The 12588-nt window shown below is 45.4% G+C and carries 9 protein-coding genes and 1 other RNA gene; all 10 read right to left on the bottom strand.

The features are described from left to right. Positions 1 to 20: 20 nt before the first annotated feature. The 10 genes from NSQ50_RS00965 to gap all read right to left on the bottom strand — a co-directional run bounded on the left by NSQ50_RS00965 (position 21) and on the right by gap (position 12493). Entirely contained in the window at positions 21 to 551 is a 531-nt protein-coding gene (locus NSQ50_RS00965; RefSeq protein ID WP_076224837.1) for a hypothetical protein, read from the bottom strand. 509 nt (positions 552 to 1060) lie between these two features. Continuing rightward, positions 1061 to 1425, bottom strand: a transfer-messenger RNA (tmRNA) gene (gene ssrA, locus NSQ50_RS00960). Positions 1426 to 1626: 201 nt separating this feature from the next. Then, the gene (gene smpB / locus NSQ50_RS00955) at positions 1627 to 2106 is read right to left on the bottom strand and encodes an SsrA-binding protein SmpB (protein WP_036687155.1); all 480 of its coding nucleotides are present in this window, start codon (positions 2104 to 2106) and stop codon (positions 1627 to 1629) included. A 706-nt stretch (positions 2107 to 2812) separates the two neighbouring features. Further along, on the bottom strand, positions 2813 to 5680 hold the full coding sequence (gene rnr / locus NSQ50_RS00950; RefSeq protein ID WP_076224862.1) for a ribonuclease R: 2868 nt from the start codon (positions 5678 to 5680) through the stop codon (positions 2813 to 2815). 354 nt (positions 5681 to 6034) lie between these two features. Then, positions 6035 to 6268, bottom strand: a complete 234-nt coding sequence (gene secG / locus NSQ50_RS00945) for a preprotein translocase subunit SecG (protein WP_036687153.1) — start codon at positions 6266 to 6268, stop codon at positions 6035 to 6037. Positions 6269 to 6499: 231 nt separating this feature from the next. After that, complete coding sequence (gene eno / locus NSQ50_RS00940; protein ID WP_036687130.1) at positions 6500 to 7786, bottom strand: phosphopyruvate hydratase; 1287 nt, start codon at positions 7784 to 7786, stop codon at positions 6500 to 6502. A 73-nt stretch (positions 7787 to 7859) separates the two neighbouring features. Beyond that, complete coding sequence (gene gpmI, locus NSQ50_RS00935) at positions 7860 to 9404, bottom strand: 2,3-bisphosphoglycerate-independent phosphoglycerate mutase (protein WP_036687125.1); 1545 nt, start codon at positions 9402 to 9404, stop codon at positions 7860 to 7862. 1 nt (position 9405) lies between these two features. After that, positions 9406 to 10158 carry a triose-phosphate isomerase gene (gene tpiA / locus NSQ50_RS00930; protein WP_036687124.1) on the bottom strand — a complete coding sequence of 251 codons (753 nt, stop codon included), beginning with the start codon at positions 10156 to 10158 and terminating at the stop codon, positions 9406 to 9408. 26 nt (positions 10159 to 10184) lie between these two features. Then, entirely contained in the window at positions 10185 to 11366 is a 1182-nt protein-coding gene (locus NSQ50_RS00925) for a phosphoglycerate kinase (protein ID WP_076224839.1), read from the bottom strand. Between the two features lie 116 nt (positions 11367 to 11482). Further along, complete coding sequence (gap, locus tag NSQ50_RS00920) at positions 11483 to 12493, bottom strand: type I glyceraldehyde-3-phosphate dehydrogenase (protein ID WP_036687120.1); 1011 nt, start codon at positions 12491 to 12493, stop codon at positions 11483 to 11485. Positions 12494 to 12588: the final 95 nt, after the last annotated feature.

Raw genomic sequence — 12588 nt, 5'->3', positions numbered from 1 at the left:
TAGATTTTACATAAAATGGTTCACTGACTCAAGATTTGCTCCAACTTTTGATTGTAGTTATTAAAGATTTCATTATCGGAATTAATTTGCTTAGTCTCCTTAAGCATATTGACTTGGAAAATCATATTTAACAGTACAACCATATTACTTAACATTATTTCTGAACGTTCCTCATCTGATACAGTACTTAATTCTAAATTTAGAAGTGCTTCTTCAGCAGAGTCGAATTTTCTGAACGGGTCAAAATCCATTGAGCAGTTATCAAAGTCACTATAGAAGTACATTTTTTTAATGACTTTTAAAACTGCGTCCATCTCCTTCTTATTCAGTTCAAATGGTGTCGTATCAATATCCTGTCTAATTAATGGATAATGTACTGCTAACACTTTATTAGAATCTAAAGAAAAGATAAATGCATAGTCCTTTTCGCTACACAGTACATATAAATTTTGAAAGTCAACTCCTGCTCCAATATGTATTGAAACTAATAAATCTAAAACTGTTTGTTCTCCCTCAGAAACATCTCTTTGCGGAATAAGAGTATATCCCAAAATCAACACCGTCCTTAAAATTTATTATGCATCCGTGACATTCATGCATGTACTTCTATCTAGCCTCTGAATCCTAGCTCGAGTTAATCGTTATAATTATATCATTTTCCAAGGTTTCTGAACCTAGCAAAGATGCGTAAAACTGCTCAGATTGAATCTGGTTGGCGTTTGAATCATAGTAAGCACGATTATGTGAAGTAGGAGTATCCGAATAACTGAGAAGCTTTGAGGGCTTTAGAGAGATAGCTTGAGGAGTAGTCATAAGTAATCGAAGTGCGGATGATGAGGCATGGAGGGCAAAAGCTCACGCCGAAGGGGATTGGATTTATCACTGGTTACGTGGCGGTCAAAACCTTCTGTCTCCGTATAGGCTCAGTGAAACTCACTGTGTCCATTAACAGCAAGCCCCAGAAACCGTATCATAGCAAGCTTTTCAACCACCACGTATAGTCCAAAACAGCCGCTAAAACGAAAAAAGACACCCCTAAAGGTGTCTTCACTGATACTCCATATGGAGCCGAGGGGAGTCGAACCCCTGTCCGAAGATAACGGCACATAAGCTTCTACGAGTGTAGTCACAGTTTTGATGTCACCCGAGTATCGCCCCGTAACCGGCTATACGTTGGGTCAGCCTGATTGTCTTCTTCAGCTCACCGCAGGCGGAGATGAGACAGCGTATTCCACTACTTGTTAGCCCCTAGCCCTGTCACATGGACGATGCAGAGTAGAAGCACGCACACAGTTTCTTAGGCTGCGAAAGCGTAGTTGTTTTGTTGTTTGCCGTTTAATAGGCTTTAGCGTTGATGAAGCGGACGCGTCCCCACTACTCGCTACTCATGCTCGAACTACCCCCGTCGAATCCAAGAACGGCCCCTCATTAAAAAGGGCGCTTCGGATCAAGCGGATCTTCCAAGCAAGAGAGATCCAATCTACAGCTTCTTATTCAAGAAAACTGTAACGAAGCAATAACTAACTTACTTACTCAGTATAGCACATTTATCAACACTTTAACACGTGGGTTAAAGGAATTGAAGGTTGAAACTGGAACTCATTTGAATCGTCTAGTTCTCCCAGATTATCTGGCGATCTTTTGCTTATCACGCAGTACACGCTGGATATCACGTTGAGCATCTCGCTTGGCAGCCGAGTCACGTTTGTCATACTCTTTTTTACCTTTACCAAGACCAATCAGCAGCTTCGCATAGCCATTCCGCACATAAATCTTAAGTGGCACAATCGTAAACCCATCTCGCTTGGACAAGCCCAGCAGTTTATGAATTTGCTCCTTATGCATTAACAATTTACGTGTGCGTGTGGGATCGGTAGGATTGGCACGGTTACCTTGTTCAAAAGGGCTGATATGCATGTTGTGAATCTGAATCTCGCCATTACGGATCGTAGCAAAAGCATCTCCAATATTAGCGCGGCCATTACGCAGCGACTTGATCTCTGTACCCGTCAGCACCAAGCCAGCTTCATAAGTATCCTCGATAAAATAATCATGGGAAGCTTTCTTGTTCTGGGCGAGTACTTTCCCGTCTGCTTTTTTACCCATGAGAATCACTCCTTGAATCATATTCATAAGTTAAAGTAACCATGTCTGTCTAATCTTAAACGACACAGCCATCGAACGTCTGATCTATATTGTAACAAATGGAATCAAGTGAGCGCAAGGAACCTTCAACCAAATATACCTCACCTAATTTGTCATATAGTTGTCAGTAACATTGTCCAATATCTAGCACTTGTGACAAAAAAAACATTAAGCTGAGTTGATCTGGAGTTTTTCCACTAATCTCCACATATCTATATCCATCTACCCTATTTACTTATTACCTATTTGTTCTCAATTATCCGCTTCCCTCTTCTTGGATATACATCTATTCGACGCCTATTCAAATAGTGCTGCTTTTACCTATACTGTGCAATCCTATACTGTGCCTATCCTATCCTCTACCTATTCACTTGCTATCACCTACGTTTTTCTATATAAATGTATTTCGTGCACCTATTTAAGCCTTATCACCGCAAAAAAACTAATTAGTTGCACTTTCTGCAGCTAAAAAAGCGAAATCAGACCAATTAGAGGTAACTCATCAGATTTAGATGTACAAAATGCAATTAGCTACCACTTTTACTACATAACCCAAATTTAACTGCACATAATGCAATTAACCAAATTGATTATTAGTTAAAAAGCACCGCCCCAAGAGGGACGGTGCTTAGTATCGTTATAGAGTTACGCAGCGTATAACCGTCATTTATTTCTTTTTACGCTTACGTGGTGCTCCTTCTGGAACGCCGCCATTATTGTCACTTCGTTTAGAAGTGACTTGCTCAGATGACTCTACGTTGCCTGGTGTCACGGACTGGCCGATGAACACCCCGCCCTTGGTTTTCTTTTTGCGGCGGCCTTTGCCTGTAGGAGCGCCGTTACGGCCTTCTCCACCGCCAAAGTTACCCCCGCGATCCTCGCGGCTGCGGAACTTCGTGCTGCCGTCCACGCCCCGCGCTTCGCCGCCGGAGGAGTCGGACGCAGGAGCGCCGTATCCGCCTTTGCCGGAGCCAAAGCCGAAGCTGATGCCGCGTCCACCACCAGCACCGCCGGTGTCTCCGCCGCGGCCTCGCCCGCCGCTGCGCTCACGCGGCGCGCCTGCGTTGCCGCCGGCTTCGCCTCCGCGCTCTGCGCCCGGCGCAGCAACTACCCGGCTCGCATCCTCGCCGGCCTCGCGCCCGCGCTTCCGCTTACCGCGTCCGCCCGCTGCGCCAACACCGGCCGCTTCGCGCGGTACATCACCGGCGCGCACACCTGCGCCCGGCTTGCCCTTGCCCACGCCTGCAGCAGCGCCGCCCGGCTTGCCTTTACCGCCGCGTCCCTTGCCCGCGGCGCCTTTGCCCCCGGCCGGCTTAATGAAGCCGCCGCCCGAACGGCCGCCCTTGCCTCCGCGGCCGCCCGCAAAGCCACCACCGCGGTGCTCGCCTGGCGCGCGTGGCTTCATGTCGACCAACTCGAAATCGATCGTGTGGTCATCCATATTTACTTTGGCGACTCGGATCTTCACCTCGTCACCAATGCGGAACACACGCGATGTGCGCTCGCCAATGAGCGCCATATGACCTTCGTCGAAGTGATAATAATCGTCGCTCATTGCACTGAGACGAATAAGACCTTCGACGGTATTATCCAGCTCGATGAACATTCCGAAGCTGGTCACACTGCTGACCATAGCCTCGAATTCCTCGCCTACTTTATCCTGCATGTATTCTGCTTTCTTCAGTTGCTCCGTATCGCGTTCAGCTTCTACCGCCACACGCTCGCGTTCCGAAGACTGCTGAGCAATGTCAGGCATCCGGCTAGACAAATAATCATGCCGCTTCTGGGTCAGTGCCCCTCCATTCTCAATCACTTCACGCATTACGCGGTGAATGACCAGATCGGGGTACCGGCGAATTGGAGAAGTAAAGTGAGAATAATATTCTGCAGCCAGTCCGAAATGGCCCGTGCTCTCTGCATCATACTTTGCCTGCTTCATGGAACGCAGCATCATCGTACTGATGACCGTTTGTTCCTTTGTGCCTTGGATTTGCTCCAACAGATCCTGCAAAGCACGTGGATGAACCGAATTGCCACGGCCCTTCACGTGATATCCGAAGTTGGCCGCAAAAGCCATGAAATTCTGCAGCTTCTCTGGGTCTGGATCTTCGTGAATCCGGTAAAGGAACGGAACCTTCAACCAGTGGAAATGCTCAGCAACTGTTTCATTTGCCGCCAGCATAAACTCCTCGATAATCTGTTCCGCTACAGAACGTTCACGCTTCACGATATCTACAGCCTTGCCGTTCTCATCCACGATGATTTTGCTCTCTTCAAAATCAAAATCAACCGCACCCCGGCGCATCCGCGCATCGCGCAGCTTCATCGCCAATTCCTTCATGAGGCGGAAATCGTCAATCAGTGGACTATAACGTTCCAACAGCTCTGGATCTTCGTCTTCGAGAATTTTACGAACATTGGAGTAAGTCATTCTCTCTTTGGTGCGAATCACGCTCGTAAAGACATCGTGCTTCACAACCTTCATTTGCTCGTTAAATTCCATTTCACAGGACATTGTTAACCGATCTACCTGAGGATTCAAGCTGCAAATCCCGTTCGATAGGCGGTGCGGCAGCATCGGAATAACCCGGTCTACCAAATACACACTACAACCGCGGTCATAGGCTTCTTTATCCAGCTCAGAGCCTTCACGCACATAATAACCTACGTCTGCTATATGGACGCCCAGCTTGTAATGTCCATTCTCCAAGCGCTGTACGTTTACCGCATCATCCAAATCCTTAGCATCTTCGCCATCAATCGTAACAATGTTCAGTCCGCGCAGGTCGCGTCTTCCTTGCTCCGCAATCTCCTCTTCTGTAATTGAATCAGGAGCGCTATCGGCTTCATCCATCACTTCAGCTGGAAATGCCTCAGGCAATTGATGTTTGCGGATAATGGAAAGAATATCAACACCCGGATCATCCTTATGTCCGAGAATCTCAATAATTTCACCTTCTGCCGCTGCTCGGCCTTCCGGATAACTCACAATTCGCACAACGACCTTTTGACCATCAACAGCACCTTTAAAGGATTGTTTCGGAATAAAAATATCACGATTAATCCGCTTATCATCAGGCAGCACAAAACCATAGGTCTCCAGGTTCTGAAATACACCTACCGTCTGCAACACGCCACGTTTTACAATACGTACTACTTCGCCTTCCATACGTCCGCCGGACGGACTTTTAGAGGTAATACGAATCAGAACGATATCGCCATTCATTGCTCCCTTAAGATCATTTGCATGGATATATACGTCAGGATGATCACGATCATCCGGGATTAGAAAAGCAAAACCCTTCGCATGTGCTTGTAAACGTCCACGCAGCAAATCCATCCGTTCTGGCACGCCATAACGTGCAGTACGGGTTAATACAATTCTTCCATCCTGCTCTAATTCAATCAGCAGTTCCTCGAACTTTTTAAACCCCTCGCTATCCTCTAGAGCAAAATGACTCACCAGCTCTTCATAAGTCATTGGTTTATATGCAGTTTCCCGCATGAAATCGAGTAATATTTCTTGTGTTATCATGTTCGTCACCCCAGCCCTCCGCGGCTTCAAGCCGCTGGCAAATATGTATATCTTGTCCTGCCCTGCAGTAATGCCAAGTAAATTTTACCTTTACTACTTCATACCCTAGTATACACGAAATCAATCCTGCGCATCCCTGTTACTGTCATCCAAAGGTTAACACAGTACAAAATTTCCTTTAAATGCTGAAATACATCCATGCCGACTTCAGGTTTACTTCCTATCGATCCAGCCTTTTTCTTTGCGAATATGAAAAGAAAAGCACCCTTAGGTGCTTTTTAACTCCTTTTAATATAACAAAAAAGCCTCCGCTCTATTCCATTTAGAACAGAGCGAGGGCTTACGGTAGATCTTTTAGTCGATTAGAACTGCAGCTAGAATCGCCATGATGAAGAAACCAGCAGCAAGTCCAACAGTTACACGTTGTAGTACGAGCTCCATACCACGAGCTTTTGTTTTACCAAAGAGATGCTCAGCACCGCCAGAGATGGCACCGGAAAGACCCGCGCTTTTCCCCTTTTGCAGAAGAACGACCGCAATAAGACCGACGGAAAAAATCAGGAGCACAACTTTCAAAAAGATATCCATTCACTTCCACCTCCTACGCCTAAGCATCACTATCTATGGTAATTTAGGTTATCACGATACATAAACAGTATTCTTATTTTATCATAGCGCTGTCGGTAATACAACAGCTTAGACTGTTAAGTCGTAGCTTTTCTTGCAAGATAAGGATAAACCTATTGAAGTCTATCTTCTTCAAATCATAAAAAAGACCCGCCATAACGGCGGGTCTTAGAAGTCTGCTATAAAAGCAGATTATCTTTTGAGGTTGTAGAAGGATTTCAGGCCGTTGTATTGAGCCAATTCACCCAACTCATCTTCGATGCGAAGCAATTGGTTGTATTTAGCAACACGGTCTGTACGGGAAGGAGCACCTGTTTTGATTTGACCAGCATTAGTCGCAACAGCGATGTCAGCGATTGTGCTATCTTCGGATTCACCGGAACGGTGGGAGATAACTGCTGTGTAACCAGCACGTTTAGCCATTTCGATAGCATCAAAAGTTTCAGTCAATGTACCAATTTGGTTAACCTTAACCAAGATGGAGTTACCGATACCTTTTTCGATACCTGTTGCAAGACGCTCAGTGTTAGTTACGAACAAGTCGTCACCAACCAATTGGACTTTGTCGCCCAATTTTTCAGTAAGCAATTTCCAGCCATCCCAGTCGTCTTCGGACATACCGTCTTCGATTGTGATGATAGGATATTTTTCAACCCATGAAGCAAGAAGGTCAACATACTCAGCGGAAGTGTAAGATTTACCTTCGCCAGCAAGGGTGTATTTACCGTCTTTGTAGAACTCAGTGGAAGCAACGTCCATACCCAAGAATACGTCAACACCTGGTTTGTAACCAGCTTTTTCAATAGCTTCGATGATTGTAGTGATTGCTTCTTCATTCGAACCAAGGTTCGGTGCGAAACCACCTTCGTCACCAACAGCTGTGTTCAGGCCTTTGGATTGAAGTACGGATTTCAAGTTGTGGAAGATTTCAGCACCTGTGCGAAGAGCTTCTTTGAAGCTTGGAGCTCCTACAGGAAGAACCATGAACTCTTGAACGTCGATGTTGTTATCCGCATGCTCACCACCATTGATGATGTTCATCATTGGTACTGGAAGAGTTTTAGCGTTGAATCCGCCCAGGTATACGTACAAAGGAATATCCAAAGCTGCTGCAGCTGCACGAGCTACTGCCATGGATACAGCTAGGATTGCGTTAGCGCCCAATTTACCTTTGTTAGGAGTTCCGTCCAAAGTAATCATCAATTTGTCGATGCCCACTTGGTCAAGAGCGTCCATACCGATAACTTCTGGAGCGATGATTTCATTTACGTTCTCAACAGCTTTCAGAACGCCTTTACCCATGTAACGGGATTTGTCGCCATCACGAAGTTCTACAGCTTCGTGAGCACCAGTGGAAGCGCCGGAAGGAACGATAGCGCGGCCTTTAGCACCGGATTCCAGATAAACGTCAACCTCTACTGTAGGGTTACCACGGGAGTCAAGGACTTCGCGAGCATATACATCAGAAATAATAGTCATGTAAGTTAATCTCCTTTTAACATTGTTTTGGTCTTACTTGTATAGCTTAAAATCAAAGGCGTTATACCTTACCTTACTTACGGCTAGCAATCATGGATTGTCCGGTCATTTCCGCAGGTTGAGGAAGTCCCATCAAATCTAGGATTGTTGGTGCTACGTCTGCAAGAATACCGGATTCACGCAATACAACATTCTCAGTAGTCACGATGAACGGAACAGGATTGGTTGTATGAGCTGTGAACGGGCGACCGTTCTCGTCAAATACCATATCTGCATTACCATGGTCAGCGATAATAATTGCAACGCCACCTTTGGCAACAACCGCATCCACTACTTTACCCACACACTCATCCGTCACTTCTACAGCCTTGATTGTTGGTTCCAGCATGCCGGAGTGTCCAACCATATCAGGATTGGCAAAGTTAAGAATGATAGCATCCTGTCTTTCCGCTTCGATTTCCGCTACGCAGGCTGCAGCCACTTCGTATGCGCTCATCTCAGGTTGAAGATCATAGGTTGCCACTTTAGGAGAGTTGATTAAGATCCGGGTTTCCCCAGGAAGCTCCTCGTCACGTCCACCGCTGAAGAAGAAGGTTACATGCGGATATTTTTCAGTTTCCGCGATGCGCAGTTGCTTCTTGTTTTGTTGAACAAGCACTTCACCCAATGTGTTATCCAGGTTCTTCGGTGAGTAGGCTACATAACCTTGTACCGTTTCGCTGAAAGTAGTTAGGCATACGAAGTGCAGGTTTTGCGGGAACAAAGGACCACGGTCGAAACCGCGGAAATCTTGATTCGTGAACACTTGTGACAATTGAATAGCACGGTCAGGACGGAAGTTGAGGAACACGACGGAATCGCCGCTCTCTACTGCCGTTACAGGTTTGCCTTCACTGTCTACAATTACACTAGGTTCAACGAATTCATCAAATACCGAGTTTTCATAAGATGAAGTGATGGCTTGCACAGCATCCGTGTATTTAGGGCCTTCACCATAAACCATAGCACGGTAGGCTTTCTCTACACGTTCCCAACGTTTATCACGATCCATTGCGTAATAACGTCCGGACACCGTTGCAATTGTACCCACGCCAACCTCTTCGATTTTAGCTACTAGATCTTGGACAAACTTCTTCCCACTATCAGGAGCTACGTCACGGCCGTCCATAAAAGCATGGATATACACTTCATGCATATCTTCTTTTTTAGCCAGGTCAAGCATAGCAAACAGGTGGTTAATATGGCTATGTACCCCTCCGTCGGATACAAGCGCATATAGGTGAAGCTTTTTGCCAGTGTTCTTAGCATTTCTCACTGCACTAACCAGGGTTTCGTTATCGAAGAACTCGCCCTCGCGGATCGATTTATCGATACGAGTCAAATCCTGATAAACGATCCGGCCTGCACCAATATTCAAATGCCCTACTTCGGAATTGCCCATTTGCCCTTCCGGAAGGCCTACAGCTTCACCGCAAGCAGTGAGTGTAGTGTTAGGATATTGTTTCAGGTAACGGTCATAGTTAGGTTTGTTGGCTTGAGCAACGGCATTACCTTCTGTCGTTCCACGCAAACCAAAACCATCCATGATGATCAAAGCTACGGGTTTTGGAGCTGACATCTTACTTCGCCCCCTCAACCAATTGAACGAAGGAATCCGGTTGTAAGCTGGCACCGCCAACAAGCGCACCATCGATGTCGCTTTGGCCCATGTACTCAGTTACATTCTCAGGCTTCACGCTGCCGCCGTATTGAATACGAACAGCTTCAGCTGTTGCTGCATCATACAGATCTTTTACAAGACTGCGGATGTAAGCAATAACTTCGTTAGCATCTTGGGAAGTGGAAGATTTACCTGTGCCAATAGCCCAGATAGGTTCGTATGCAATAACAACTTTTGCTGCTTGCTCGGCACTAAGACCTTGGAATGCAGCTTCAGTTTGTACTTTACATACTGCTTTAGTTTGATCAGCTTCACGCTCTTCGAGCTTTTCGCCAACACATACGATAGGAGTAATTCCGTGACGGAATGCAGCATGCATTTTCTTATTCACGATTTCATCCGTTTCGCCAAAATAAGCACGACGCTCAGAGTGGCCAATGATAACATAGTCCACACCAAGATCACTTAGCATTACACCACTGATCTCGCCTGTGTAAGCACCGTTATCTTCAAAGTGTAGGTTTTGTGCACCAATCTTGATGTTAGTACCTTTTGCAGCTGCTACAAGTGCAGGCAGGTTAGTAAATGGAGCGCAGATTACAGTCTCAACGCCTTCTACTTCTGCTTTGCCTTTAATTTCAGCAATAAAGCTTTCTGCTTCAGGAACTGTTTTGAACATTTTCCAGTTACCTGCAATAATAGGTGTTCTCATGACTTATGTTGCCTCCTTCTTAGGTCTTACTTATCGTTCAGTGCTTCTACGCCAGGAAGCGCCTTGCCTTCCATGAACTCAAGGGATGCACCGCCACCAGTGGAGATATGATCCATTTGATCAGCCAGGTGGAATTTCTCTGCTGCTGCTGCGGAATCTCCGCCACCAATAACAGTGTAACCTTCAGTAGTTGCACAAGCTTTTGCTACTGCAAGTGTACCTTCAGCGAATTTATCGATTTCGAATACGCCCATAGGTCCATTCCAGACAACCAGCTTGGAGTTCTTGATAATATCGGCATAAAGTTCACGAGTCTTAGGTCCGATATCAAGTCCTTCCCAACCTTCTGGGATTTCATTGTAATCAACGATCTTAGTGTTAGCGTCAGCACCAAATTTATCAGCAACAACAACATCAACAGGAAGCATGAAGTTTTTACCAAGTGCTTTTGCTTTTTCGATGAATCCAAGAGCAACGTCAAGTTTGTCGTTGTCTACTAGTGATTTACCGATTTCAAAGCCTTGTGCTTTAGTGAATGTATAAGACAATCCACCGCCGATCAGGACGTTATCAGCCAAAGACAACAAGTTATCAATAACATCAATCTTGTCTTTAACTTTCGAACCCCCGATGATCGCAGTGAAAGGACGTTCTGGGTTAGAAAGAGCTTTACCAAGAACGGACAATTCTTTCTCCATCAAAAGACCGGATACAGCCGGCAGGAAATGAGCGATACCTTCTGTCGATGCATGTGCACGGTGAGCCGCGCCAAACGCATCATTAACAAACAAATCAGCCAGTTCAGCGAATTGTTTAGCCAGTTCAGGATCGTTTTTCTCTTCACCTGGGTAGAAGCGAACATTCTCAAGTACAAGTACGTCGCCTTCGCCTAGCTCAGCGATTTTTGCTTTTACAGCTTCGCCAATTGCTTCGTCAGCTTTAGCTACTGGTTTGCCAAGAAGCTCGGACAGACGTTCAGCAGCAGTAGTCAAACGCATGGAATCTACGAATTCGCCTTTAGGACGACCCATATGACTCGCAAGAATGATCTTTGCACCGTTCTCGATCAAATATTTAATGGTTGGAAGTGTTTCGCGAATACGAGTATCATCAGTAATTTTACCGTCTTCTACAGGTACGTTGAAATCCACGCGTACAAATACGCGCTTACCCTTTACTTCTACATCACGGACGCCTTTTTTGTTCATGATTAATTCCTCCACACCCAAAATTGTTTCTAGCAGGAAACAAGAAATACATTTAGAAAGAGCGGAAACAAGGAATTTCTGTTTCCGCTCTATAGATGTTGCTTATATCAAGTCAATTACTTAGCGATTTTAGCGAATTTCTCCAAAGTACGAACCAATTGTGCAGTGTAGGACATTTCATTGTCATACCAAGCAACAGTTTTAACCAGTTGTTTGTCGCCAACAGTCAATACTTTAGTTTGTGTAGCATCGAACAGGGATCCGAAAGTCATACCTTTGATGTCAGAAGATACGATTTCATCTTCAGTGTAACCATAAGTGTCTGGATCGGAAGCTGCTTTCATTGCTGCGTTGATTTCTTCAACAGTAACGCTCTTATCAAGAACAGTTACAAGCTCAGTCAGGGAACCAGTTGCAACTGGAACACGTTGAGCTGCACCATCCAATTTACCTTTAAGTTCTGGAATAACCAGACCGATTGCTTTAGCAGCACCAGTAGTGTTAGGAATGATGTTCTCAGCTGCTGCACGAGCGCGTCTGAAGTCACCTTTAGCATGTGGAGCATCCAAAGTGTTTTGGTCGCCAGTGTAAGCATGAATTGTAGTCATCAAGCCTTCAACGATACCGAACTTGTCGTTCAGTACTTTTGCCATTGGAGCTAGGCAGTTAGTTGTGCAAGATGCGCCGGAAATAACAGTCTCAGTACCATCAAGAATGTCATCGTTAACGTTGTAAACGACAGTTTTCATGTCGCCAGTAGCTGGAGCGGAGATAACTACTTTCTTAGCTCCACCTTTCAAGTGTTTTTCAGCTGCTTCTTTAGTTGTGAAGAAACCTGTGCACTCAAGTACGATATCAACGCCTAGGTCGCCCCATGGCAATTCTTCAGGGTTGCGGTTAGCAAGAACCTTAACTTCTTTACCATTGACTTTGAAGAAGCCATCATGCACTTCAACATCACCTTGGAATTTACCTTGAGTTGTATCATATTTAAGCAAATGAGCAAGCATCTTAGCGTCAGTCAAATCGTTGATTGCTACCACTTCGATACCTTCTACATTTTGAATACGGCGGAAAGCAAGGCGTCCAATACGTCCAAAACCGTTAATTCCAACTTTTACACTCATTGAATAGTTCCTCCTAGAATTCGTTTTATTTATTCAAAACAGACGGTGAGGTCTGTCATGACAACAATGTTAAGTATGATGCAAGAAGTATGTTA

The organism is Paenibacillus sp. FSL R10-2788 (assembly GCF_038003885.1).
Taxonomy (GTDB): domain Bacteria; phylum Bacillota; class Bacilli; order Paenibacillales; family Paenibacillaceae; genus Paenibacillus_AQ; species Paenibacillus_AQ odorifer.
Note: the sequence above shows the minus strand (reverse complement) of the source record. Positions and strands in the feature narration are given on the sequence as shown.